General features: G+C 70.4%; 18 protein-coding genes and 2 pseudogenes. 3 read left to right on the forward strand and 17 right to left on the reverse strand.

Translation table 11 applies throughout. The features are described 5' to 3' along the window. Positions 1-5: 5 nt before the first annotated feature. The 8 genes from ACFYX4_RS24115 to ACFYX4_RS24150 form a co-directional block, all read right to left on the reverse strand. Entirely contained in the window at positions 6-1898 is a 1893-nt protein-coding gene (locus ACFYX4_RS24115) for an ABC transporter ATP-binding protein (protein WP_389336960.1), read from the reverse strand. After that, complete coding sequence (locus ACFYX4_RS24120) at positions 1895-3769, reverse strand: ABC transporter ATP-binding protein (RefSeq protein WP_389336963.1); 1875 nt, start codon at positions 3767-3769, stop codon at positions 1895-1897. The genes ACFYX4_RS24115 and ACFYX4_RS24120 overlap by 4 nt, the downstream gene beginning before the upstream one ends. Before the next feature lie 133 nt (positions 3770-3902). Next, positions 3903-5327 carry a sulfatase gene (locus ACFYX4_RS24125; RefSeq protein WP_389336966.1) on the reverse strand — a complete coding sequence of 475 codons (1425 nt, stop codon included), beginning with the start codon at positions 5325-5327 and terminating at the stop codon, positions 3903-3905. Positions 5328-5447: 120 nt separating this feature from the next. Continuing rightward, entirely contained in the window at positions 5448-5543 is a 96-nt protein-coding gene (locus ACFYX4_RS24130; RefSeq protein WP_389336969.1) for a putative leader peptide, read from the reverse strand. Positions 5544-5637: 94 nt separating this feature from the next. Then, positions 5638-6141, reverse strand: coding sequence for an ATP-binding protein (locus ACFYX4_RS24135; protein ID WP_389336973.1), 504 nt, complete (start codon positions 6139-6141; stop codon positions 5638-5640). A gap of 245 nt (positions 6142-6386) precedes the next feature. Continuing rightward, on the reverse strand, positions 6387-7154 hold the full coding sequence (locus ACFYX4_RS24140; protein ID WP_389336976.1) for an enoyl-CoA hydratase/isomerase family protein: 768 nt from the start codon (positions 7152-7154) through the stop codon (positions 6387-6389). A 199-nt stretch (positions 7155-7353) separates the two neighbouring features. Continuing rightward, entirely contained in the window at positions 7354-8598 is a 1245-nt protein-coding gene (locus ACFYX4_RS24145) for an Ig-like domain-containing protein (RefSeq protein WP_389336979.1), read from the reverse strand. 240 nt (positions 8599-8838) lie between these two features. Next, positions 8839-10092 carry an Ig-like domain-containing protein gene (locus ACFYX4_RS24150; protein WP_389336982.1) on the reverse strand — a complete coding sequence of 418 codons (1254 nt, stop codon included), beginning with the start codon at positions 10090-10092 and terminating at the stop codon, positions 8839-8841. 152 nt (positions 10093-10244) lie between these two features. Here ACFYX4_RS24150 and glgX point away from each other — a divergent pair, with 152 nt between their 5' ends. Next, a complete protein-coding gene (gene glgX / locus ACFYX4_RS24155) occupies positions 10245-12479 on the forward strand; it encodes a glycogen debranching protein GlgX (RefSeq protein WP_389336985.1) in 2235 nt (744 codons plus the stop codon). A gap of 35 nt (positions 12480-12514) precedes the next feature. On the opposite strand, the gene ACFYX4_RS24160 is transcribed toward glgX, so the two are convergent. Further along, entirely contained in the window at positions 12515-13156 is a 642-nt protein-coding gene (locus ACFYX4_RS24160; RefSeq protein WP_389337595.1) for a GNAT family N-acetyltransferase, read from the reverse strand. 49 nt (positions 13157-13205) lie between these two features. On the opposite strand from ACFYX4_RS24160, the pseudogene ACFYX4_RS24165 reads away from it, so the two are divergent. Together ACFYX4_RS24165 and ACFYX4_RS24170 are read left to right on the forward strand one after the other, a co-directional pair. After that, a pseudogene (locus ACFYX4_RS24165) lies at positions 13206-13909 on the forward strand (MerR family transcriptional regulator). A 60-nt stretch (positions 13910-13969) separates the two neighbouring features. Further along, positions 13970-14182, forward strand: a complete 213-nt coding sequence (locus ACFYX4_RS24170) for an EF-hand domain-containing protein (RefSeq protein ID WP_389336988.1) — start codon at positions 13970-13972, stop codon at positions 14180-14182. 54 nt (positions 14183-14236) lie between these two features. On the opposite strand, the gene ACFYX4_RS24175 is transcribed toward ACFYX4_RS24170, so the two are convergent. The 8 genes and pseudogenes from ACFYX4_RS24175 to gcvT all read right to left on the reverse strand — a co-directional run bounded on the left by ACFYX4_RS24175 (position 14237) and on the right by gcvT (position 24350). Beyond that, on the reverse strand, positions 14237-14794 hold the full coding sequence (locus ACFYX4_RS24175; protein WP_389336991.1) for a glycoside hydrolase family 25 protein: 558 nt from the start codon (positions 14792-14794) through the stop codon (positions 14237-14239). A 212-nt stretch (positions 14795-15006) separates the two neighbouring features. Next, positions 15007-15330, reverse strand: a pseudogene (locus tag ACFYX4_RS24180) (transposase family protein); the annotation flags it as partial. Between the two features lie 190 nt (positions 15331-15520). Beyond that, positions 15521-15652 (reverse strand): hypothetical protein, encoded by a 132-nt coding sequence (locus tag ACFYX4_RS24185; RefSeq protein WP_389336994.1) that lies wholly within the window; start codon positions 15650-15652, stop codon positions 15521-15523. A gap of 39 nt (positions 15653-15691) precedes the next feature. Continuing rightward, positions 15692-19099 carry an RHS repeat-associated core domain-containing protein gene (locus ACFYX4_RS24190; protein WP_389336997.1) on the reverse strand — a complete coding sequence of 1136 codons (3408 nt, stop codon included), beginning with the start codon at positions 19097-19099 and terminating at the stop codon, positions 15692-15694. 873 nt (positions 19100-19972) lie between these two features. Further along, entirely contained in the window at positions 19973-21340 is a 1368-nt protein-coding gene (locus ACFYX4_RS24195) for an L-serine ammonia-lyase (RefSeq protein WP_389337000.1), read from the reverse strand. Positions 21341-21455: 115 nt separating this feature from the next. Further along, positions 21456-22721 carry a serine hydroxymethyltransferase gene (gene glyA, locus ACFYX4_RS24200; protein ID WP_389337003.1) on the reverse strand — a complete coding sequence of 422 codons (1266 nt, stop codon included), beginning with the start codon at positions 22719-22721 and terminating at the stop codon, positions 21456-21458. A 14-nt stretch (positions 22722-22735) separates the two neighbouring features. Continuing rightward, positions 22736-23113 (reverse strand): glycine cleavage system protein GcvH, encoded by a 378-nt coding sequence (gcvH, locus tag ACFYX4_RS24205; RefSeq protein ID WP_389337006.1) that lies wholly within the window; start codon positions 23111-23113, stop codon positions 22736-22738. A gap of 118 nt (positions 23114-23231) precedes the next feature. Then, positions 23232-24350 carry a glycine cleavage system aminomethyltransferase GcvT gene (gcvT, locus tag ACFYX4_RS24210; RefSeq protein WP_389337009.1) on the reverse strand — a complete coding sequence of 373 codons (1119 nt, stop codon included), beginning with the start codon at positions 24348-24350 and terminating at the stop codon, positions 23232-23234. Positions 24351-24475 lie beyond the last annotated feature (125 nt).

Below are 24475 nucleotides of genomic sequence, written 5' to 3' on the forward strand. Positions count from 1 at the left end.
GGCCGTCACGCCAGGCTGTCCCGCCACGCCCGGTGCAGATCGGCGAACCGGCCCGTACCCGCGACGAGTTCGGCGGGGCTGCCGTCCTCGACGATCCGTCCGTGCTCCATGACGAGCACCCGGTCGGCGATCTCCACCGTGGACAACCGGTGCGCGATCACCACCGCCGTACGGCCCTTGAGCACCGTCGTCATCGCCGCCTGCACCGCCCGCTCGCCCGGCACGTCGAGCGAGCTGGTCGCCTCGTCGAGGATCAGCACCGCCGGATCGGCCAGCAACGCCCGGGCGAACGCCACCAGTTGGCGCTGACCGGCGGAGATGCGGCCGCCCCGCTTGCGTACGTCCGTGTCGTAGCCTTCGGGCAGGGCGCTGATGAACTCGTGCGCGCCGATCGCCTTCGCCGCCCGCTCGATGTCCTCCCGGCTCGCCTCCGGCCGCCCGATCGCGATGTTCTCGGCGACCGTGCCCGAGAACAGGAACGCCTCCTGCGTCACCATCACCACCCCGCGCCGCAGCTCGGGCACCGCCAGCTCGCGCAGGTCGACGCCGTCGAGGAGGACCCGCCCCGCGGTGGGGTCGTAGAAGCGGGCGAGGAGCTTGGCCAGGGTGGACTTGCCGGCGCCGGTGGAGCCGACCACCGCGACCGTCTGCCCGGCCGGCAGGGTCAGATCGAAGCGGGGCAGCACCTCGCCGCCGGTGCGGTAGCGGAAGCCGACCCCGTCGAACACGACCTCACGGCCGGGGATTTCGCCCCGCCGGGCCGGCAGCTCGCCGGGCGTCGACGGCTCGGGCACGGACGGCGTCTGGGCGAGCAGCCCCGCGATCTTCTCCAGCGAGGCCCCCGCCGACTGGTACGAGTTGAGGAACATGGCGAGCCGGTCGATCGGGTCGTACAGCCGCCGCAGGTACAGCACGGCCGCCGCCAGCACGCCCAGCGCCAGCGTGCCCTCCGCCACCCGGAAGGCGCCCCACAGCACGATCAGCGCGACGGCCGTGTTGGCGACCAGCCGGGAGCCGACGACGTAGCGGGCCATCTCCAGCAGCGCGTCGCCGTTGGTCCGCTCGTGCCGCTGGTTCAGCGCCCGGAACTCGGCGTCGTTGACGGCCTCGCGGCGGAACGCGCGCACCGGGCGGATGCCGTTCATCGTCTCCACGAACTTCACGATCACGGCCGCGATCGCGGTGGACCGCGCCCGGTACACCCGGCCCGCGCGCCGCTGGTAGACCCGTACGAGGAGGTGGAGCGGCACGAACGACGCCACCGCCACGGCGCCGAGACCGAGGTCCAGCCAGAGCAGCATCGCCGAGATGAAGACGAAGGACAGCACGACCGTGACCAGTTCCTGGAGCCCCTCGCTGAGCAGCTCGCGCAGGGACTCCACGTCCGTGGTGGAACGGGAGATGAGCCGGCCCGAGGTGTACCGCTCGTGGAAGTCGATGCTCAGCGCCTGCGCGTGCCGGAAGATCCGGCCGCGCAGGTCCAGCAGCACGTCCTGGTTCACGCGCGCGGAGGCCACCAGGAACGCGTACTGGAGCGCGCCGGAGGCCAGCGCGCACAGCAGGTACCCGACGGCCACGGCGACGAGCGGGCCGTGGTCGTCCGCGCGGAACGCGGGCACGGCGCGGTCGATGGCGTACGCCACCAGCAGCGGGCCCGCCTGCACGGCCGCCTGCTGGAGCAGCAGCAGGTGCGTGGTGAGGGCGACGCGCGCCTTCATCGGGGCGAGCAGCGAGCGCAGCAGCGCCGAGGTCGCGCCCGGCGGGGTGGGCAGGACGTCCCGGTCGAAGGGGTCGCCGTCGCCCGGCGTGTGCGACAGGTCGTGCGCGTCGTCGTCACCGTCGGCGGTGGGGGAGGGGGAGGGGGAGGGGGAGGGGGAGGGGGTCGTGGCGGCGGTCATCGACGGTCGTCCTCCTGGATTCCGGCCTGGTTCCCGGCCTGGTTCCCGGCCGTCGCGCCGGCCGTCTCGCCGGACATGAGGTGCGCGTACTCGGCGTTGGTGCGGAGCAGTTCGTGGTGGGTGCCCACGGCGGTGATCCGGCCGCCCGAGAGCAGGGCGACCCGGTCCGCGAGCAGCACGGTCGACGGGCGGTGGGCCACGATCAGCGCGGTGGTGTCGGCGAGGACCTGCCGCAGCGCGGCCTCCACGGCGGCCTCCGTGTGGACGTCCAGCGCGGACAGCGGATCGTCCAGCACGAGGAACCGGGGCCGGCCCACGACCGCCCTCGCGAGCGCGAGCCGCTGCCGCTGCCCGCCGGACAGGCTCAGCCCCTGCTCGCCGACCTGGGTTCCCGTTCCCTGCGGCAGCGCGTGCACGAAGTCGGCCTGCGCCACGGCGAGCGCCCGCTCCAGCTCCTCCCGGCCCGCGCCGTCCCCCGCCCCCATGAGCACGTTCTCCCCGACGCTCGCGGAGAACAGCGTCGGCTCCTCGAAGGCGACGGCCACCATGGCCCGCAGCTCCTCCCGCGACATCGCGGCGATGTCCTCGCCGTCGAGCAGGATCCGCCCGGAGGTCACCTCGTGCAGCCGCGGCACGAGCGCGGTGAGGGTCGTCTTCCCGCTCCCGGTGGCCCCGACGAGCGCCATGGACTCCCCGGCCCGGATGTGCAGATCGACCCGGGCGATGGTGGGAGCGGAGTCGGGCTCCGCGTCGGGATACCGGAACACGACACCCTCGAACACCAGTCCGTCCGCCGCTGCCTCCGCCTCCGCGGCGCGCTCTCCACCCCCGGCCGCCGGCAGCTCACGCGAACCGGAACCCCCGGGCCCGCCGGGCCCCTCCGGCTCCGCGTCCATCACCTCGAAGTACCGCTCCGTCGCCGTCGCCGCCTCCTGGCTCATCGCCAGCAGGAACCCGATCGAGTCCACCGGCCAGCGCAGCGCCAGCGCCGTGGACAGGAAGGCGACCAGCGTCCCCGCCGACAGCTCCCCGTCCGCCACCTGCACCGACCCCAGCACCAGCGCCGCCCCGATCGCCACCTCCGGCAGCGTCACGATGACCGCCCAGATCGCCGCCAGCAGCCGCGCCTTGCGCAGCTCCGTCCCCCGCAGCGTGTGCGACAGCTCCCGGAACGCCCGCGCCTGGCTCCGGTGCCGTCCGAACCCCTTGATGATCCGGATCCCGAGGACGCTCTCCTCGACGACCGTCGTCAGATCGCCCACCTGGTCCTGCGCCAGTCTCGCCACGACCGCGTACCGGTGCTCGAAGATCACGCACATGACCATCACGGGGATCGCCGGCCCGAGGATGACCAGCCCCAGCGACCAGTCCTGCATCAGCATGATGATCACGCCGATGATGATCGTCACCCCGTTGACCAGCAGGAACGTCAGCGGGAAGGCGAGGAACATCCGCAGCAGCATCAGATCCGTGGTCCCCCGGGACAGCAGCTGTCCCGAGGGCCACCGGTCGTGGAAGGCCACCGGCAGCCGCTGGAGCCGTCGGTACAGATCCGCCCGCATCTCCGCCTCGACGTGCGCCAGCGGCCGGGCCACCAGCCACCGCCGCAGCCCGAACAGCACCGACTCCGCGACGCCGAGCAGCAGCAGGTACAGCGCCCCGAGCCAGACCCCGGCGTGGTCACGGTCGGCGACCGGCCCGTCCACCATCCACTTCAGGACGAGCGGGATCACCAGCCCCGCGCACGAGGCCACGACGGCGACGAACGCGGCGGTGAACAGCCGCACCCGCACCGGCCGCACGTACGGCCACAGGCGGAGCAGCGTCCGGACGGCGGAACGATCCTTGGTGCTTGCACGTGTCGTCGACATCACCGGCGAGCCTACGGACCGCCACTGACATCGCCCACCGAGTTTTGGCCGGATCGCACTCGGGCTTCGGTCCTACGACCTGCGCGTTCGACCCTCCGAACCGGCCTCGCGACGGCAACGCCGTACGCCCGAGTCACCCGATCGGGTAGGGCAGCAGCCCGCCCGCGATCCGCTCCCAGGACGCCTTCAGCTCGGCCAGCACTTCGGGGCGGTCCGGGGCGAGGTCGGCCTGCTCGCGGGTGTCGTCCGCGAGGTTGTAGAGGTGGTCGGCGCCGGCCGCGTCCCGGTAGTACTTCCAGTCGCCGCGCCGCAGCGCCCGGTTGGCCCGCACCCGCCAGAACAGGTCCCGCTGCGCGGGTTCCTCGCCCCGCAGCAGGTATCCGGCGAGGCTGACGCCGTCCAGCGGGTACGCGGGATCGGGCCGCGCGCCGCCCAGTTCGAGGAGGGTCGCCGTCCAGTCGGGGGAGAAGTTCGGCTGCGCGCTGACCTGGTGGCCGTCGACGCGGGCGGGCCAGCGCAGGATGGCCGGCACCCGGATGCCGCCCTCCAGCAGCCCGAACTTCTGCCCGCTGAGCGGCCAGTTGTAGGAGTAGCGCTCGCCGCCGTTGTCGCTGGCGAACAGTACGACCGTGTTCTCCTCCTGCCCGGAGCGGCGCAGCGCGGTCAGCACCTCGCCGACGGCGGCGTCCAGACTCTCCACCATCTCGGCGTACTTGGCGACCGAGCCGCCGTCGTAGTGGTTGAGCGCTCTGGAGACCTCCGCCTGGCTCTTGGCGGCCCGGATCTTCGCGGCGATCTCGGCGCCGGTCTCCGCGTCGCCCTCCGCGAGCCAAGGCCAGTGCGGGGTGGTGAAGTTGAGGTTGAGCAGCCAGGGCGCGTCATGGTCCCGGCGGACGTAGTCGACCGCCCGCTCGGTCAGCACGGTGGTGTAGTACCGCAGGTCCTTGTACTCGGCGTCGCCCTCGTAGAGGTCGTAGTCGCCGAGCTGGCCCAGCTTGGAGAAGTACTCCAGCACCCCGCCGAAGTTGCCGAAGAACTCGTCCCAACCCGACTTGGTGGGGCTGTAGTCGGGCAGCCAGCCGCAGTGCCACTTGCCGATCAGGGCGGTCTCGTACCCGGCGCGCTTCAGCAGGGAGGCGAGGGTGGGGTGGTTCGGGTCGAGGCCCTGCGCGCGGTTGGCGATCGGCTCGGCCAGCCCGCCCGGCGTGCGGCCCGGATACCGCCCGGTGTACAGGCTGAACCGGGTGGGGGAGCAGGTCGCGGAGCCGGAGTAGGCGTCGGTGAAGCGCACGCCCTGCCGGGCGAGGCGGTCGAGGTTCGGCGTCCGGATGTGCGGGGCGCCGTACGAGGACAGGTCCGCCCAGCCGAGGTCGTCGCCCAGGATGACCAGGAAGTTGGGGCGGCGACGGGTGCCGGCGGAGGCGGTCCGGGCGCGGAAGGGGCGTTCGGCGGGGGCGTCTGCGGTGGCGGCTTCGGCGGTGGCGGCCGGGGCGGCGACGGCGGTCACGGCGCTGCCGCCGACCAGGCCGCCGAACGTACGACGGGATATTTCGGGCATGCGGACTCCTCGCAGTCGGCGCGCCGGCTCGCGCGGGCACGCGAAAGGAAGGGGGGAGGGAAGGAAGGCGAAAAGGAAGAGGCGGGAGGGAAGGTGAAGAGAGGGGAGGGCTGCTACGGCTCAGCGACAGATGGCGCTGGACTGCCGGCACAGGTCGACGTGACGCCGCTCCACGAGCGCGACGCGCGCGCAACGGTGCTCAGCGGAAGCCCTCATGATCACGCACGCTGCCAGCAGCGCACCGCACCGTCAAGACACCGTCCACGGACCGGGATCCGGTCTTCCTGCTCTTCGTCGACGACCGACGCGGTCAGCGGTCCGTCACCCGCATCTCGAACCAGGTCGTCTTGCCCCGGGGCAGCAGATCGACCCCCCACCGGTCGGACAGCTTGTCGACGAGGAACAGGCCTCGACCGCTGACGTCCAGCTCCTGCACCGGCATCAGACAGGGCAGCCCCCGTGAGGGGTCGCGGACCTCGACGCGGATCCAGCCGCGCCGCCGTCGCATCCGCAGGCCGAAGACGCGGGCGCCGGTGTGCCGGACGGCGTTGCCGACGAGTTCCGAGACGAGTAAGACGGCGTCCTCGGTCATCTTGGGGGTGAGCTGCCAGCGGCGGAGCACGATGACCTGGGTGAGCCGGCGGGCGGTGGCGGCGGACTCGGGACGGGACGGCAGCGGAACCTCCGCCTCCGTCGGGTCGCCGAACAACTCCAGAGCCTTGAGCGCCCGTTCGTCCTCGACCGCGGGCGACCAGCGCGCCGCGGCCACGCGACCGTGCCCCCGCGGCTGTTCAAAACCCTCCAGCCCCGCCATGCCCCCCATCATGGCCGTCCGGCATGGTCGCCGGGGCGGTTCCGAGGGAATACACCCCCCGGAAGATAACATTCCGCCCGTTGCGACGGGCATGTGCCAACGGCAGTACGGGGCCTCGGAAGCCGCCGCTCACCTGCGGCGACCAACCGTCCGGAGGGGAGTCCGCGGCTCCCTCGACAAGGCAGGCTTAAGGTCGCTTTAAGGTTCCGATAAACCGCCCCATCGAGGGAACCGGGGGAACCGGGTCACAGGAACTTGGCCTTGCCCGGCCCCTCCTCCACGAAGCTCCGCATGCCGATCTCGCGGTCCGCGGTGGCGAACAGGCCCGCGAACCAGTTCCGTTCGACGGCGAGACCCGTCTCCAGGTCCGTCTCCAGACCGGTGTCGATCGCCTCCTTCGCCGCACGCAGCGCGATCGCGGGACCCTGCGCCAGCTTCGCCGCCCACGCGTGCGCCTGCGTGTACACCTCGTCGGCCGGGACCACCCGGTCCACCAGGCCGATGCTCAGCGCCTCGTCCGCCTTGACCATCCGGCCGGTGAAGATCAGGTCCTTCGCCTTGGACGGGCCGACCAGCCGGGAGAGCCGCTGGGTGCCGCCCGCGCCCGGGATCAGACCGAGCAGGATCTCCGGCTGGCCCAGCTTCGCGTTGTCCGCGGCGATCCGGAAGTCCGCGCACAGCGCCAACTCGCAGCCGCCGCCCAGCGCGTAGCCCGTCACGGCCGCCACCACCGGCTTGGGGATCCGGGCCACCGCCGTGAAGGCGTCCTGGAGGTCGCGGGCCCGCAGGATCATCGCGGTGTGGTCCATGTCCTGCATCTCCTTGATGTCCGCGCCCGCCGCGAACACCTTCTCCCCGCCGTAGAGGACGACGGCCCGCACGTCGTCCCGACGGGTCGCCTCCTCGGCCAGCTCCCTGAGCCGGTCCTGCGTGGCGACGTCCAGCGCGTTCATGGGCGGGCGGTCGAGACGCAGCGTGCCGACGCCCTCGGCGACTTCGAGATTCACGGTCATGGCAGCAGGTTAACGGTGACTAACGGCTGCCGTTTCCGTGCGGTCGGTCACAGTCGGCCGGGGGTCCGGGGGTTGCCCCCGGGCAGGCACAGCACGGGGACTAACGGAAGCGGGCCCGGTGTCGTAAATCACGACACCGGGCCCGGACGTCAGCGAACCGCGAGCGAATCGTCAGCGCGTGGCCGACAAGGCGAGCGGACTACTTCGTCCACTCCGCCCACGGCATGTTCCAGCCGTTGAACCCGTTGTCCGCGGCCACGACCGCGTCGTTGGAGTTCTTCACGACGACCACGTCGCCGATCATCGAGTTGTTGAAGAACCACGCGGCCGGCACCCCGCTGTCATAGCCGCCGCGCACATCGCGCATACCGATGCAGCCGTGGCTGGCGTTGTAGTTGCCGAACGCGCCGCCGCCCCAGTAGTTGCCGTGGATGAAGGTGCCGCTGGTGGTCAGCCGCATCGCGTGCGGCACGTCCTTGATGTCGTACTCGCCGCCGTAGCCGACCGTCTCGCCGTTCATCCGGGTCACCGTGAGCTTCTCGCTGATGACCATCTGGCCGTTCCAGGTCTCCATGCCGGGCTGGCCCGTGGTGACCGGGATCGTCTTGACGGTCTTGCCCTCCCGCGTGACCTGCATCGTGAGCTTGTCGACGTCCACGACGGAGACCTGGTTGCGGCCGACGGTGAAGGAGACCGTCTTGGACTGCTTGCCGTAGACGCCCTTGCGGCCCTCGACACCGTTCAGGTTCATCGTCACCGTGACCTTGGTGCCGGCCTTCCAGTACTTCTCCGGACGGAAGTCCAGCCGGTCGTTGCCGAACCAGTGGCCCTGGACGTCCACCGCCGGCTCGGTCTTGACGGTGATCGCCTTCTCGACGTCCGCCGGAGCGGTGATGCCCCGGGTGAACCGGACCGAGAACGGCATGCCGACGCCGACCGTGGAGCCGTCCTCCGGCGTGAAGTTGCCGAGGAAGGTGTTCTCCGGCGTCAGCGTGGTGAAGGTGGCGTCCTCGGCGGCCGTACGGCCCTCGGAGTCCTTCGCGACCGCGTGCACCTGGTACTTGGTGGCGGCGGCCAGATGCGTGCTCGGCGTCCAGCCGGCACCGTCCGCGGAGATCGCGCCGGGTATCGCCGTGCCCTTGGCGTCCTTGACGACCACCTCGGTCAACTTGCCCTTCGCGGCGGTGACCTTCAGCGCGCCGCTGGTGTCGACGGCCTTCGCGCCGTCCTTCGGGGCGATGCTGACGACCGCCGCCGACTGCTCGCTCTGGGCGGTGCCCGAGCCGGAGCTCCCCTCGGCCTTCGGCTTCTCCGAGCCCGAGTCCCCGCCCCCGCCGCAGGCCGTGACGGCCAGCAGGAGTCCTCCGACGATCAGCGCCAGCCGCTTGTCGCGGCCACGCGAGCGCCTGCCAACCGATGCCCCCGATATCGGTCGCACGTTCACTTTTCTCTTCCCCTCCCCCGGGCCGGTCAGGCCCGTGCACCGGCGCGTCCCCCGCGCTGGCCGCATAGTAACCACAAGGTCAACGGCGTCGGCGGCCCCCAAATGTCACCGTTCAGTCCCAACTTCGACCTTGGGAGGAAAGGTTCCCGAAACGGGGAGGAGAGACAGGCGACAAGGGGAACGCCCGGCGCGGAGGAAGCGTCCGGCGCGGAGGGGGCGCCGGCGCGCAGGAGGCGTCGGTCACTCCACGGCGCTGCCCGCCGTCCACTCCTCCCAGTCCATGTTCCAGCCGCCCAGCCCGTTGTCCGGCGCGACCGTCTTGTCCTTGCTGTTGACCACCTCGACGACATCGCCGACGAGACTGCGGTCGAAGAACCAGCCCGCCGGCGTGTCCGAGGCGCCGCCCTTCACATCCCTGAGCCCCACGCAGCCGTGGCTGAGGTTCTCCCGCCCGAAGGCGTCCGCCGGCGCCCAGTAGTTGCCGTGCAGGAAGGTCCCGGAGGTGGTCAGCCGCATCGCGTGCGGCACGTCCGGGATGTCGTACTCGCCCTTGCCGTTCTTCTTCTTGAAGCCGACCGTGGCGCCGTTCATCCGGGTCAGCTCCAGCATCTCGGTCACCACCATCTTCCCGTTGTACGTCGTCGTCTTCGGCGCCCCCGCCGTGATCGGCACGGTGGCCAGCAACTCGCCCTCGCGCCGCACCTCCATGGTGTGCGCGGCGGCGTCGACGCGGGATTCCTGATGCCGGCCGACCGTGAACGAGAACGTCTTGTCCTGGAGCCCGTACACCCCCGGCGCGGCCTCGACGTCACGGAAGCGCAGCGCGACGGTGACCCGGGTGCCGGGCCTCCAGTACTCCTGCGGACGGAAGTCCAGCCGGGTGCCGCCGAACCAGTGCGGCCGGATGTCGGCGGCCGGCTCGGCGGTGACCCGCACCGCGCGCTGGACGGCGGCCCGGTCGGCGATCTCCCGGTTGAACTCCAGGGAGACGATCATCCCGGTGCCGACGGTCGAGCGGTTCTCCGGCGAGACGTAACCGATGAAGCGCTCCTCGGGGACGTACGTGGTGAAGGTGGTGTGCCGGGCCGAGCGGCGGCCCTCGCCGTCGACAGCCACCGCGTCCACCGTGTACCGGGCGGCGAGCCCCAGCCGCCCGTCGCGGGGGCTCCAGGCGCGGCCGTCCGCGGAGATCCGGCCCGGCACCTCCGCCTCCTGCGCGTCCTGCGACTTCACCACCTTCACCGACTCCAGCCGCCCCTCGGTCACCCGGACCCGCAGCTCCCCGTCGGGGCGCACCGCCCTGGCGCCGTCGCGCGGAGAGACGCGGATGACGTCCTCCGCCGCCGCCGGCGGCGGTTTGCCCAGCATCCGGTCCAGGCCGCCGCGGCCGCCCTCCCCGGTACAGCCGGACGCACCGGCCAGCAGTCCTGCCCATGTCAGTACGGCGGCCAGCGCGGCCCCCGCGCGCCGCGCGCGCCGTTGTACGTGCCTCACGCAGTACCCAACGACGGGGCACGCTCCGGGGAAACGTGAGTGCGAGGCACGGTCTGGGCAGAACAGGGGGGAGGACGACGCTAAGGGAGCCGCGGCCGGGACGCCGTACGCCCTGGGCCACCGTCGTTCCACGAGCCGCGGGAGGCGGAACGGTGTCCAGCGCAGCCGAGCAGGAGGCGGTGGCGGACAAGCGCGCCGCCGCGTCCACCGTCGTGAACGGGGCACGGCGCAGGACGCCGGGCGTGCCCGTGTGGCCGGGCGCGTCCACCCCGCTGGGCGCCCGCTTCCGGGTCGGCCCGGACGGCGTCGCCGGCACCAACTTCGCCCTGTGGGCGGCCGGGGCGGAGGCCGTCGAGCTGTGTCTCTTCGACGAGCAGGGCCGCGAGACGCGGGCCCGGCTCACCGAGCTGACCCATGAGATCTGGCACGGCTTCGTCCCCGGCGTGATGCCCGGCCAGCGCTACGGCTACCGGGTGCACGGCCGCTGGGACCCGTGGACCGGCGGCCGGTGGAACCCGGCGAAGCTGCTCCTCGACCCGTACGCGCGCGCGGTGGACGGCGAGTTCGTGCTGCCGCCCGAGGTGTACGGGCATGTGCGCGACTGGCCCGAGCAGCATGTCGCCGACACCGTGCGCGACGAACGGGACTCGGCGCCGTTCGTCCCCAAGGGCGTCGTCGTCCACGATGACGACGACTGGGCCGACGACCGGCGGCCGAAGACGCCCTGGGCGGACTCGGTCATCTACGAACTGCACGTGCGCGGCTTCACGATGCGGCACCCGGGGATCCCCGAGGAACTGCGCGGCACGTACGCCGGGCTGGCGCACCCGGCCGCGATCGAGCACCTGGTGAAGCTGGGCGTCACGGCCGTCGAGCTGCTCCCGGTCCACCAGTTCGCCCACGAGGACCATCTGCTGCGGCGCGGCCTGAAGAACTACTGGGGCTACAACTCCATCGGCTACTTCGCCCCGCACGCCGGCTACGCCTCCTCCGGGACGACGGGCGGGCAGGTCGGCGAGTTCAAGCGGATGGTGCGGGCGCTGCACGCGGCCGGCATCGAGGTCATCCTCGACGTGGTCTACAACCACACCGCCGAGGCGGGCGAGCTGGGCCCGACGCTCTCCCTCAAGGGCATCGACAACCGCGGCTACTACCGCCTCCAGTCGGACGCCCGCCGGTACGCCGACTACACCGGCTGCGGCAACACGCTGCACGTGGTCCAGCCGCACGTGCTCCGCCTGATCACCGACTCCCTGCGGTACTGGGTGACGGAGATGGGGGTCGACGGCTTCCGCTTCGACCTCGCGGCGGCGCTGGCCCGCTCCATGCACGACGTGGACATGCTCTCCCCGTTCCTCGCGGTCATCGCCCAGGACCCGGTGCTGCGCCGGGTGAAGCTCATCGCCGAGCCCTGGGACGTCGGCTCCGGCGGCTACCAGGTGGGCGCGTTCCCGCCCCTGTGGACCGAGTGGAACGACCGCTACCGCAACGCCGTCCGGGACTTCTGGCGGCACGCGCTGCCCGACGTCCGCGAGATGGGCTACCGCCTGTCGGGCTCCAGCGACCTGTACGCCTGGGGCGGCCGGCGCCCCTACGCCTCGGTCAACTTCGTCACCGCGCACGACGGCTTCACCCTGCGCGACCTGGTGTCCTACGAGCACAAGCACAACGAGGCCAACGGCGAGGGCAACCGGGACGGCACGAGCGACAACCGCGCCTGGAACTGCGGCGCGGAGGGCGAGAGCGAGGACGAACGCGTACGGTCCCTGCGCCGCCGCCAGCTGCGCAACCTGCTGACGACGCTGCTGCTGTCGACGGGGGTGCCGATGCTGGTCGCGGGCGACGAGATGGGCCGCACCCAGCGGGGCAACAACAACGCGTACTGCCAGGACAACGAGATCAGCTGGGTCGACTGGGACCTGCTGGAGGACCCGGGCTGGAAGGCCCTGTTCGACCTCACCGCCCGGCTGATCGCCCTGCGGCACGACCACCCCGTCCTGCGGCGGCGGGCGTTCTTCTCCGGCCGGGCGCACTCGGCGGACGGGCTGCGGGACCTGGCCTGGTTCACGCCGCGCGGCACGGAGATGACCGAACGGGACTGGTACGCCCCCGCGGCCACGCTGGGCATGTACCTCTCCGGCCGCGACATCCCGGGCCGCGACGAGCGCGGCGCGCCCATCACCGACGACAGCTTCCTGGCCGTCCTGCACGCGGGGGACCGTCCGGCGCCCTTCATCCTCCCCGGCCCGCCCTGGGCCGACCACTACGAACTGCTCGTGGACACGTCCGACGAGTCCCAGTCCGCCCCGCCGCTGACCCCTCACCGCGCGGCGACGGCGCTGACGATCCCGGCCCGCTCGGTGCTGCTGCTCAGGGTGTGCGGCTGAGGGGGTGCGGCTGAGGGTGTGCGGCCGAGCGGGGCTCACCTCGGGGCCAGGAACAGCGCCTCCGCTCCGACGGGGACGTACCCCGCCGCCTGGAACGCCCGCAGACTGCGCGCGTTGCCCGGCGCGATCTGCGCCCACACCGGCTCGTCGACGAGATGCCGGGCCGCGGCGACGAGCGCCCGCCCCAGCCCCCGGTGCCGCGCCGCCGCGTCCACCTCGACCGACACCTCCAGCCGCCCGGCGACGCCTCGGCCCAGCACCAGCACTCCGCCCTCCGCCGTCCAGACCCGCACGTCGTCCCGCCGACGCCGGGCGTAGACCGCGCGAGGATGCGCCGCGTCGACGACCTCATCCAGCGCGACCGCCGGCTCACCCGCCGCCGGCGACCCGACCAGCATCGCGTCGACGGTCTCGCAGACCCGCCCCGTGCGCTCCAGGAAGCCCGACAGGAACCGGGGGTTCATGCTCGCGGCCAGCGCGTCGCACTCGGCCTCCGCGGCGGCCAGCGCTCCCCGCACCCACGCCGGGTCCTCGTCCGTGAACACGACGGAGTGCGCGGTGAACGACAGCACGCCGGCGTCCCGGGCGGACTGCTGCGGCACGACGGTCACGCCGCCGTCCGCGGGCGGGAAGACCCCCCGCGCCGCCGAGTCGAGAATGTCCCGCAACGTCTCCACCACGCCACCTCTTGAGTCTCCACCCACTGGAAGACCCAGACTCACACACATGATCGACAACGGCACCGGACTTCTCACCGTCGGAGAGCCGGCCAGGGCGACCGGACTGACCGTGCGCACCATCCGCTACTGGTCCGACGAGGGCGTGCTGACCCCCGTCACCCGCTCGCCGGGAGGCTACCGCCTGTACGACGCGGAGTCCGCCGCCCGCCTGGAGCTGATCCGCACCCTGCGCGAACCGGGCCTCGGCCTGGACGCCGTACGACGGGTGCTGGCCGGCGAGACGACGGTGGCGCGGGTGGCGGCCGCCCATGTGGCCGCGCTGGACGCGCAGATCCGCTCGCTCAAGGTGACCCGGGCGGTGCTGTCGACCGTGGCGCGACGCGGCTCGACCGCAGAGGAGACGACACTGATGAACAAGCTGGCACGGCTTTCGACAGCCGAACGGAGGCGATCGTCGAGGAGTTCGTGGACGAGATGTTCCACGGGCTGGACACCGCGGACCCGGTGATCCGGGACCGTATGCGGGGCGCCGCCGCGGACCTGCCGGACGGAGTTCAGGGCGCGGATGCGGGAGGCCGCCGAGTTCAACGCGGCCGACCGCGGTCACTGGAGCGCATGGAGGGGACGACGAACGACCGGCTCGCCCGCTACCGCGAACTGCTCTCCGTCCTGAAGGACGAGCCGCTGCCCCCGCACCGCGAGGAGTTCGCGTGGGTGGTCGCCGCGCTGCGCGCTCACCCGGCCCGTTAATCTGACCTGCGTCAGTACGACAGCAAGCTACGAAACGCTACGAAACAAGGGGCGGACCCGGTGGCCGACATCGAAGAAGCACGCAAGCAGTTCCAGCGGATCGACACGGACGGTGACGGCTTCATCACCGCGGCCGAGTTCAAGACCGCCCTCGCCCAGCAGGGCGACTGGAACGTCACCGAGTCCGTCGCCGAGGCGCTCATCAACAGCCGTGACCTCAACGGCGACAAGCTCCTGTCGTTCGACGAGTTCTGGACGCACCTGAGCAAGTGACGTCCCCGCACGGGTGACGCACGGCCACGGAGGAGGGGGCGCCCCCTCCTCCGTTCAGTCGCTCCCGGCCCACTCCCGCAGCGCCGCCTTGTCGGCGAATCTGCCCACGTTCTTGTCGATGGGGTCGTCGGTGTACTGGTGGAAGAGCCAGGGGGCCTTGATGCGGGGCTTGCCCGCGGTGCCGTAGTCGGCGATCCAGAGGCCGTCGCCGTCGTACGAGGTGGTGTCGACGTTCAGCCAGAAGTCGCGGTTGCAGTAGAGGATCACCCGGTGGCGCGGCCGGAGTTCCTTCACCTTGCGGATGAAGCGGTCCTTCTCCGCGTTGCTCGCGTGGGTCCCGCCGCCGGTCGTCTCCCAGTCGACGGCGAGGATGTCACCCGCCCGTTCCGGGGTCTTGGCGACGAAGTGTTCGGCCTGGTCGGTGAGGTTCCCTGGCCACAGGAAGTGGTAGAAGCCGACGACCAGCCCGGCCTCACGCGCGTGCTTGGTCTGGGCGGCGAGCTTCGGATTGACGTACGTACGCCCCTCCGTCGACTTCACGAAGACGAAGGAGAGGCCGTCCGTGCCGTAGGAGGAGGACTGGTAGACGCTGACGTCGATGCCGCGGAGCATGGTGCACTCCCGAAGTGCTGGGGGAGGTAAGGGAGTTCTCTCATGCCCGCCCCCACCACACCGGAACCTCACCCTCCGCCCAGGTTCACCCGATGGAGTTCAACACTCAATAATGTTGACAGCCGGCCCACCCCGCGCCGTCTCCGTGGCCGGCACCCGCCCGGACCTTGTGCCCACGACTAGCAGCCACTCCCCGCCCGCCCCGAGGCCATGATCGACCTCACGTTCACGCCGTGTCGTTTGTGCTTCGTCGAGTAGTCCGCGTGCCCGTCGCCGACCCGGTCGCACTCGGCGATGGTGCCGTCCACGAGAACATGGTCGGGGTCTGTCTCGCGCAGGACCTTCAGCAGGCCCGGCGCCTTGTCGGCCAGGTGCTCGTCGACGGTGGTGACGTACGCGTGGGCGGTGCCGACGGAGATACGGGAACCCGCGGCGAGTTGAGCCAGGGAGTCGCGTCGGCGCAGGTACGCGAGAGCGATCACCGCACGCTCGGACGGCCGGAGTTTGCAGCGTCGGTCACCCTCACGGGTGACGACGGGACCAACAGGGCTCCTGAGCTGGAGAGTTGAGACCTGGACACCTCTCTCAACGGCACGGGAGCCCTGTCCGTTGCCTATGGTCCCGCCGTCACCCGTCCGGGGGCCACCCTGAAAACCTCAGTGGAATATCGCGGAAGGCCGGGCGAGTCCGTACTCGCCCGGCCTTCCCTCAGCGCTGCTTTGGGTGCTACTTGCGTTTACGGGCCTGTGTCACGCCGAAAATGATGAAAGCTACGATGACGATTCCGAACAGCAGCCAGAGGGGAACGCCATCAAGCCCTTTGTAGGCTAACGACGTCGAAGCGATGTGTGACTGCACGAGATCTCCTCCATGTGATGCGCTGACCGTGTGGGGTTTCTAGCTCGTTGCGTCTTCGTAAGCAGCCTCCGTAGCCTCACCGACTGCCATTCCGCCGACCGCGCACGGAATCGCTCCTGCTCCGCCGGTCAGGTACGTACAGCCAGCCGTGAAAGCCTTGTCCGCAGCGAAGCTGATAGCCGTTCCGGCAGCTGCCTTGTAGTCTCCCGTCAGCAACTGGCCCCCGAATTCGCCGATGGCAATGGCGTCTCCGGCCTTGCCGACGGTGTCCATCACCCCGTTGAGGCTGATGGTGCCGGTCGGGTCGATGCGGTTGACGGGGTCGCCCTCGGCGTAGAGGTAGGGATTCTTCTCCTGGCCGGAGGGGTCGGGCTGGGTGAACCGGCCGATGTTGGCGTCGTAGTAGCGGGCTTGGAAGTGGTATAGGCCGGTGGGGTCCTGGTAGCCGCCGGCGAAGCGGTAGGGCTGGGCGACCGGTTCGGACGACTGGGTCAGGATGCGCACGCCGCGGGGGCTGTAGGCATAGGTGTTGACCTTGTTGCCGTCCGCGTCCGCCAAGGCGATCACGCTGCCGATGGCGTCCGTGAGGTAGTAGTACGTCTTGCCCCCGGTCGTCATGGAGTTCAACGTGCCCCCGGGCTCGCGGTTGAAGCCCATGTCCACACCGGCAGTCGTCTTCGCCGACAGACCCAGCGGGCCGTTGTGGAAGAAGGTGTCACCGAGCTTGATGCGCTCGCTCTGGTCGGTCGAGCCGTACTGACCGGCGTACGCCTTGCCGCCTACCGTGATCGACTTCAGCTGCGAGTGGTCCGTATACGACTCCCCCGTGCGGGCGTGGTCGTCCGTGGAAGCGCCGGCCGTCTCGTTGCCGATCGCGTCGTAGGACCAGGGGCCGCTCGTCGTGGACTTGGCGGTGAGCTGCTGGGCGTCGTTGTAGGTGTAGGTGGTGCCGCGCGGGCAGCCCTGCTCGACGCCCTGGGAGGTGAGGTTGCCGGCCAGGTCGTAGCAGTACTGCCAGGAGTCCGTGATCGCTCCGGACTTCTCCTCCTTGGCGTAGGAGAAGCGGCCCGCTCCGTCGTAGGAGTACGTGCGCTTGATGTTGCGGACGTTGTCCGTCAGGGTGCGGATCTTGGAGCCGTCCGTGGCGGCGTTGGTGCCGTAGCCGTAGGTGTAGGCCAGGTCGACCAGGGTGCCTTGCGGGGAGGTCGCCCTGATGGCCTTGGGGCGGCTGGAGTTGTCGACGTCGACCTTCTGCACCGTACCGCCGGGGTAGGTGGTCGTGGTGCGGACGTCGTTGTTGTTGTACTTGTACGTTGTCACGCGGCCCTGCGGGTCCTTCAGCTCGCTGAGCTTGTTGGCCTCGTTCCAGGTGTAGTCGACCTTGCCGGCCGGGTCCTGGTAGTAGTCGACGTTTCCGGCCGGGGTGTAGGCGAGCAGGGTCTGGGAGCCGTCCTGGAGGTGGCGGACCGTCTCGCGCTGGAGCGGGTCGAACTCGTACTTGATGGTGCCGGTGCCGTCGGAGCGCTGGACCAGGTTGCCGTCGCCGTCGTACCAGTACTCGACCTTGACCGTGTTCGGTGAGGTGACGGTTCGGATGCGGTCGAGGTTGTCGTAGGTGTACGTCTTGGTGATGCCGCGGGCGTCGGTGACGGTCTTGGTGCGACCGAGGTCGTCGTAGGTGAAGGTGGTCTTGCCCAGCGGCGCCGGGGGCTTGACCCACTCCAGGTTGCCCTTGGCGTCGTAGTGGAAGTCGGTGACGACGGTCTTCGTGGACGTCATCTTCGTCTTCGCCTTGCAGCGCTGGCCCTCGAAGCCGCCGCAGGTGGGGGTGGCGGGGTTGTAGTCGTAGGAGACGTTGCCGCCGCCGGTGCCGGTCTGCGCGACCGAGGTGGTGTTGCCGACTGTGTCGTAGGTGAAGCTGGTCTTCTCGCCGTCGGCGTTGGTGGAGTCCTTGGGTACGTCCCCGCCGGCGATGGTCTGCCAGGTGTTGACCGTCTTGCCGCCGGTGGGGACGGTGACGGTTTCGACGTTGTTGCGGGTGTTGAAGCCGTAGTCGGTGACGTTGCCCGGGGTGGTGCCCGAGCCCATCGCGTCCGTGGTGGAGTCGATGTTGTTGTTGGCGTCGAACTTCGTGGACTGCTTGCGGCCCAGCGCGTCGGTCACCTCTGTGACCCGGCCGTCGCCGTCATGGGCGTATGTGGTGGCGTGCAGTTCCGGGTCCTTGGCCGTGGTCGTCCCGGCGGCCGTGGGTGAGGCGGCGGTGTAGCTGTAGGTCCAGGTCGGACCGGTGTGGCCGTCGCTGTGGAAGCCGGTGCCACGCAGCATGGAGGTGACCCGGTTGACGTCGTCGTAGCTGAAGACCGTCACCCGGCCCTCTGCCGTGGTGATCTTGTCGATGCGGCCGGAGGGGTCGTAGCGGAAGGAGACCGTCTTGCCCTCGGTGTCGGTGGTGGAGGTCAGGTTGCCGTCGGCGTCGAGGTTGTAGACGGCGGTGCGGCCGGTGTTGTCCTTGGCCTGCCACTGCGACGCGTAGGTCTTCACCAGGTCGATGAAGCGGCCCGAGCGGGTCTCGGTGAGTTTGAACCCCTTGTTCTCGCCGTTCTCGTCGTGCTGGGTGACGGTGATCGTGCCCTTGTTGCGGTCGGTGATCTTCGTCAAGGTCCCGTACTGGTTGTAGGTCTCCTTCGCACCCGACTTCCACTTGGTCAGCGTGTAGGTGCCGTCCGCGTTCTTCTTCAGGTCCTGCGAGTAGCCCTTGGGCGTGGTGAAGGAGCCGTCGCTGTTCTTGGCGAAGCGGACCGTCGCACCGGAGGCGTCGTAGAAGATCACTTCCGAGGAGCCGATGGACAGGTAGCGCTCGTACTGCTGCCACCAGCGCTGCGAGACCCGGCCCCAGGGAGCGTCGAGGGAGTTGTAGGTCCGCGCCAGTTGCAGGCGCTGGCCGACGCCGGCGATGTCGAAGTCCGTCGCCGTCAGCATCAGGTTGCCGGTCGAGTAGTCGATCTTCGCGGTGAGCGCGTCAGTGATCGCGAAGCTGGTGTAGCGGTGCCAGGGGACATTGCCCTGGCCCTCAGGGATGATGCTCAGTGCCGAGGCGTCCGCGGCGGCGCCCCGATTTGGCGCCTGCTTGCCGCCGCCCGCCTTGCCCGCGGGGCCCTTGACGCGCTCGCGCTGCTCGCGCTGCCAGGGCAGGAACGCCTCGTCCGTCGGGTCCTCGGACCGCTCGGACGCCACCGGGCGGTTCTCACCGACCTTCACCGCCGGCATCGCGAAGTCCGGGCTGTCCTTGCCCCAGGCCGACACCGGCTTGTCGTCGGCCGCCGCCACTCCCGCGCCGGGCAGGACGGAGACGGCCAGGGCGATCGAGGCGATGGCTGCCAGGGAAACGCCGGTTGCTGATCTCTTGCGGGCACGCCGAAACGGCATGCCGAAGGCACGCTCGTGCATGACTTCCCCCCACAGGAAGGCAGATCCCGGCGGCCCCAGCGGCCACCGGGCGCCCACAAGTTGTCACAGAACTCGCACAAACTTCCGGGCCGTTCCCGGCAATTCATCCCTCATGCGGGCAGGAATCAGCCCTTCCCGTTCAATTGGCAAAACGGCGCGAACAAGACAAATGAAAACTCTCCACGGCTCCAGGACGGCCGCTCTGGGCAGGTGCAGCTCGTGGCAATTGGCCAACACCTTTGTGGCTGCCCGCTCCCGAACGACGGCAGCGCCATCCCGGCCGACTGCGCGTTCCCGACACTTCCCGACCGGGCGATCCTCGCGGGAGTCATGTATGTGCTGCGGACCGGTGTCGCCTGACGGGACGTCCCTACGGAGGCAGTGGGTTCCGCGGCGACAGCGTGGCGCCGGCCACCGCAAGACGCTGCGCACCGTCGAGCTCGATCCCCACCGCATGGGGCTTCCCGACCGTCGGCGGAAAAGCGCTCCGTGTCCGGCTGGGTCCACGGCCTGGACCAGGGCATATAGGCCCGATGTGCCGCAGGGTTCAGGGGCTGCCGGGCCCGTCCTCGCCTCTGCGGCCGCCGGCTTTCAGGGTGCGGCGGGACGACTGAAAGAAGCCCTTCGGCGGCCCGAATTGTCAGAGGCGGGTGCTGGAGAGCCAGCCCCGTTCGCGGAGCTCAGGGTGCCGGGTCGGTCCTGAAACCGGTTCGTGCCAACCCCGATGAGCGACCTGCGTCTGGGGACATCCTGGGGACTTTTCAGGGACTTTCACGTCTGTCCCAGGGAGTTTTCAGGGACTTCCCGCCGCGTAAGCAGGGAAGGCCCCGACAGCGCTGAAAGAAACGAACGCGCTGGGCAGGGCCAGTTTCCCTAACACTCGATGATGTTCACGGCCAGCCCGCCCCGCGCCGTCTCCTTGTACTTCACCGACATGTCCGCGCCCGTGTCCTTCATCGTCTTGATGACCTTGTCCAGGGACACCTTGTGCGAGCCGTCGCCGCGCATCGCCATGCGGGCGGCGGTGACCGCCTTCACCGCGGCCATGCCGTTGCGTTCGATGCAGGGGATCTGGACGAGGCCGCCGACCGGGTCGCACGTGAGGCCGAGGTTGTGTTCCATGCCGATCTCGGCCGCGTTCTCGACCTGCTCCGGGGAGCCGCCGAGGACCTCGGCGAGGGCGCCCGCCGCCATCGAGCAGGCCGAGCCCACCTCGCCCTGGCAGCCGACCTCCGCGCCGGAGATCGAGGCGTTCTCCTTGAAGAGCATGCCGATCGCGCCCGCCGCGAGGAGGAAGCGCACGACGCCGTCCTCGTCCGCGCCGGGGACGAAGTTCATGTAGTAGTGCAGGACGGCGGGGATGATGCCGGCCGCGCCGTTGGTGGGAGCGGTGACCACCCGGCCGCCGGCCGCGTTCTCCTCGTTCACCGCCATCGCGTACAGCGTGATCCACTCCATGGAATGCGCCAACGGGTCGCCCTCGGCGCGGAGTTGACGGGCCGTCATGGAGGCGCGGCGGCGCACGCGAAGGCCGCCGGGCAGGATGCCCTCGCGGGACATGCCGCGCGCCACGCACGCCTGCATCACCCGCCAGATCTCCAGCAGGCCCTCGCGGATCTCCTCCTCGGTCCGCCAGGCCCGCTCGTTCTCCAGCATCAGCGAGGAGATCGACAGGCCCGTCTCCTTCGTCAGGCGCAGCAGCTCGTCGCCCGTGCGGAAGGGGTACTTCAGGACCGTGTCGTCGAGCACGATCCGGTCGGCTCCGACCGCGTCCTCGTCGACGACGAAGCCGCCGCCGACCGAGTAGTACGTCTTCGACAGCAGCTCGGCGCCCTGGTCGTCGTAGGCCCGGACCGTCATGCCGTTGGCGTGGTACGGGAGGGTCTCGCGGCGGTGCAGGACCATGTCGTCGTCGAAGGCGAACGGGATCTCGTGCTCGCCCAGGAGGCGGATGCGGCCGGTCGACCTGATCGCCTCCACGCGCTCGTCCGCCGTCTCCACGTCAACCGTGCGCGGCGAGTCGCCCTCCAGGCCGAGCAGGACGGCCTTCGGGGTCCCGTGGCCGTGGCCGGTGGCGCCCAGCGAGCCGTACAGCTCGGTGCGGACGGCGGCGACGGAGGGCAGCAGGCCCTCGTTGCGCAGCCGGCGGGCGAACAGGCCCGCCGCCCGCATCGGGCCGACCGTGTGGGAGCTGGACGGGCCGATGCCGATCGAGAACAGGTCGAAGACCGAGATGGCCACGGGAACTCCTCCATACGGGGTGGTGCAGAAGTCTTCCGCCGGGTGCCCCGCCCACCCGTGTACGTGTACGTGTACGTGTGTGCGGGGCGTCCGCCGGAAAACGGAAACTACGGAACTACTTGCCCAGACCGGGGTACAGCGGGTGCTTCTCGGCCAGGGCGACGACCCGGGCCTTCAGCGCCTCGGCGTCGTAGGCGGGCTTCAGTGTCAGCGCGATCACGTCGGCGACCTCGGCGAAGTCCTCGGCCGTGAAGCCGCGGGTGGCCAGGGCCGGCGTGCCGATCCGCAGACCCGAGGTGACCATCGGGGGGCGCGGGTCGTTCGGGACGGCGTTGCGGTTGACCGTGATGCCGACCTCGTGCAGACGGTCCTCGGCCTGCTGGCCGTCGAGCTCCGACTCGCGCAGGTCGACGAGGATCAGATGCACGTCCGTGCCGCCGGACAGGACGTTGATCCCGGCATCACGGGCGTCGGCGGCGGTCAGCCGCTCGGCGAGGACGCGGGCGCCCTCCACCGTACGCCGCTGGCGCTCCTTGAACTCCTCGCCGGCCGCGACCTTGAAGGAGACCGCCTTCGCCGCGATCACGTGCTCCAGGGGGCCGCCCTGGAAGCCCGGGAAGACGGACGAGTTCAGCTTCTTCGCGAACTCCTTCTTGGCGAGGATGATCCCGCCGCGCGGGCCGCCCAGCGTCTTGTGCGTGGTGGAGGTGACGACGTGCGCGTGCTCGACCGGGTTGGGGTGCAGCCCCGCGGCGACCAGGCCCGCGAAGTGCGCCATGTCCACCCACAGGTACGCCTCGACCTCGTCCGCGATCCGGCGGAACTCGGCGAAGTCCAGCTGACGCGGGTACGCCGACCAGCCCGCGATGATCACCTTCGGGCGGTGCTCCTTGGCGAGCTTCTCCACCTCGGCCATGTCGACGAGACCGGTCGCCGGGTCCACGTGGTACGCGACCACGTCGAACTGCTTGCCCGAGAAGTTCAGCCGCATCCCGTGCGTGAGGTGACCGCCGTGCGCCAGGTCCAGGCCCAGGATGGTGTCGCCGGGCTGGGCCAGCGCGAACAGGGCGGCCTGGTTGGCGGAGGCGCCCGAGTGCGGCTGGACGTTGGCGTACTCGGCGCCGAACAGGTCCTTGATCCGGTCGATCGCGATCTGCTCGGCGACGTCGACGTGCTCGCAGCCGCCGTAGTAGCGGCGGCCCGGGTAGCCCTCGGCGTACTTGTTGGTCAGGACCGAGCCCTGCGCCTCCATGACCGCGAGCGGAGCGAAGTTCTCCGAGGCGATCATCTCCAGCGTGGACTGCTGACGGCGCAGCTCGGCGTCGACCGCCGCGGCGACCTCCGGGTCGAGCTCGTGCAGGGGCGTGTTCAGGACAGACATGCGTCTACGACTCCTCAGCCGGCGGTGTAGGCGGTGTACTCGTCGGCGGACAGCAGCTCCTCCTGCTCGCCCGCGACGCGTACCTTGAACAGCCACCCGCCCTCGAAGGGGGCGGAGTTCACCAGCGACGGGTCGTCGGCGACGTCCTGGTTGACCTCGACGATCTCCCCGTCGACCGGCGAGTACAGCTCGCTGACCGACTTGGTCGACTCCAGCTCGCCGCAGGACTCGCCCGCGGTGACCGTGTCGCCGACCTCGGGGAGCTGGACGAAGACCACGTCGCCGAGCGCGTTGGCCGCGTGCTCCGTGATGCCGACCGTCGAGACGCCGTCCTCGGCGCCCGACAGCCACTCGTGCTCCTTGCTGTAGCGCAGCTGCTGCGGGTTGCTCATGGCCTGAATTCTCCTGTACGCGGGGGAGTGCTGGTGAAGGGGGACCTGCTCGGAACGCACGTGAGCAGCGGAAATGTGCGCAGGGTCACGCCGTGGGGCGAAGCACCGCGCCCAGTGTCTACTTCTGGCGCTTGTAGAACGGCAGCGCCACGACCTCGTACGGTTCGTGGCTGCCCCGGATGTCCACGCCGATGCCCGCGGCGCCCGGAACGGCGTGCGCGGCGTCGACGTACGCCATCGCGATCGGCTTGCCCAGGGTGGGGGAGGGGGCGCCGGAGGTGACCTCGCCGATCACCTGGCCGTCGGCGACCACGGCGTACCCGGCGCGGGGGACCCGGCGGCCCTCGGCGATCAGGCCGACGAGGACGCGCGGAATGTCGTGGTTGAGGTTCTCGAGGGCCTCGCGCAGCGCCTGGCGCCCCACAAAGTCGCCCTCCTTCTCGAACTTCACCACCCGGCCGAGCCCGGCGTCGAAGGGGGTGAGCGAGGTCGACAGCTCATGCCCGTACAGCGGCATCCCCGCCTCCAGGCGCAGCGTGTCCCGGCAGGACAGACCGCAGGGGATCAGACCGACGCCCTCGCCGGCCTTGGTCAGCGCCTGCCACAGCTCGACCGCGTGCTCCGGCTTCACGAACAGCTCGAAGCCGTCCTCGCCGGTGTAGCCGGTGCGGGCGATCAGCGCCGGGACGCCGGCGACCGTGCCGGGCAGCCCGGCGTAGTACTTCAGGCCGTCGAGGTCGGCATCGGTGAGGGACTTCACGATGCCGGGGGACTCGGGGCCCTGCACGGCGATCAGCGCGTACGCGTCCCGGTCGTCGCGCACCTCGGCGTCGAAGCCGGCGGAGCGCTCGACGAGTGCGTCGAGGACGACCTGGGCGTTGGAGGCGTTGGCGACGACCATGTACTCGGTCTCTTGGAGCCGGTAGACGATCAGGTCGTCGAGGATGCCGCCGTCCTCGCGGCAGATCATGGTGTAGCGGGCACGGCCGACGCCGACGGTCCCGATGTTGCCCACGAGGGCGTAGTTCAAGAGGGCCGCGGCCTGCGGTCCGGTCACCGTGATCTCGCCCATGTGCGAGAGGTCGAACAGGCCGGCCTTGGTGCGCACGGCGAGGTGCTCGTCGCGCTCGGAGCCGTAGCGCAGGGGCATGTCCCAGCCGGCGAAGTCGGTCATGGTCGCGCCGAGCGAGCGGTGCAGGGCGTCGAGGGCGGTATGGCGGAGCGGGGTACTGCTCATCGGGCGTTCGTCTCCCAAGGCATGACTGTGAGGTCGTTCCTCCCCATCTGTCATCGGAACCTGAGAGGTTCGCCATGAAGCCCGTCCGTGAACGGGACGGTCAGTGGCTTGCACCTTGGGTGGAG

It is taken from the genome of Streptomyces sp. NPDC002328 (genome assembly GCF_042890065.1).
Taxonomy (GTDB): domain Bacteria; phylum Actinomycetota; class Actinomycetes; order Streptomycetales; family Streptomycetaceae; genus Streptomyces.

Bases quoted from the DNA above. Each gene is read 5' to 3' on its own strand.
- ACFYX4_RS24115 (WP_389336960.1), bottom strand. From the start codon at position 1,898: ATGACCGCCGCCACGACCCCCTCCCCCTCCCCCTCCCCCTCCCCCTCC.
- ACFYX4_RS24120 (WP_389336963.1), bottom strand. From the start codon at position 3,769: ATGTCGACGACACGTGCAAGCACCAAGGATCGTTCCGCCGTCCGGACG.
- ACFYX4_RS24125 (WP_389336966.1), bottom strand. From the start codon at position 5,327: ATGCCCGAAATATCCCGTCGTACGTTCGGCGGCCTGGTCGGCGGCAGC.
- ACFYX4_RS24130 (WP_389336969.1), bottom strand. From the start codon at position 5,543: ATGAGGGCTTCCGCTGAGCACCGTTGCGCGCGCGTCGCGCTCGTGGAG.
- ACFYX4_RS24135 (WP_389336973.1), bottom strand. From the start codon at position 6,141: ATGGCGGGGCTGGAGGGTTTTGAACAGCCGCGGGGGCACGGTCGCGTG.
- ACFYX4_RS24140 (WP_389336976.1), bottom strand. From the start codon at position 7,154: ATGACCGTGAATCTCGAAGTCGCCGAGGGCGTCGGCACGCTGCGTCTC.
- ACFYX4_RS24175 (WP_389336991.1), bottom strand. From the start codon at position 14,794: ATGCTCCGCGGCATCGACGTCAGCGTCTACCAGTCCTCCTCCTACGGC.
- ACFYX4_RS24190 (WP_389336997.1), bottom strand. From the start codon at position 19,099: ATGCACGAGCGTGCCTTCGGCATGCCGTTTCGGCGTGCCCGCAAGAGA.
- glyA (WP_389337003.1), bottom strand. From the start codon at position 22,721: ATGTCTGTCCTGAACACGCCCCTGCACGAGCTCGACCCGGAGGTCGCC.
- gcvH (WP_389337006.1), bottom strand. From the start codon at position 23,113: ATGAGCAACCCGCAGCAGCTGCGCTACAGCAAGGAGCACGAGTGGCTG.
- gcvT (WP_389337009.1), bottom strand. From the start codon at position 24,350: ATGAGCAGTACCCCGCTCCGCCATACCGCCCTCGACGCCCTGCACCGC.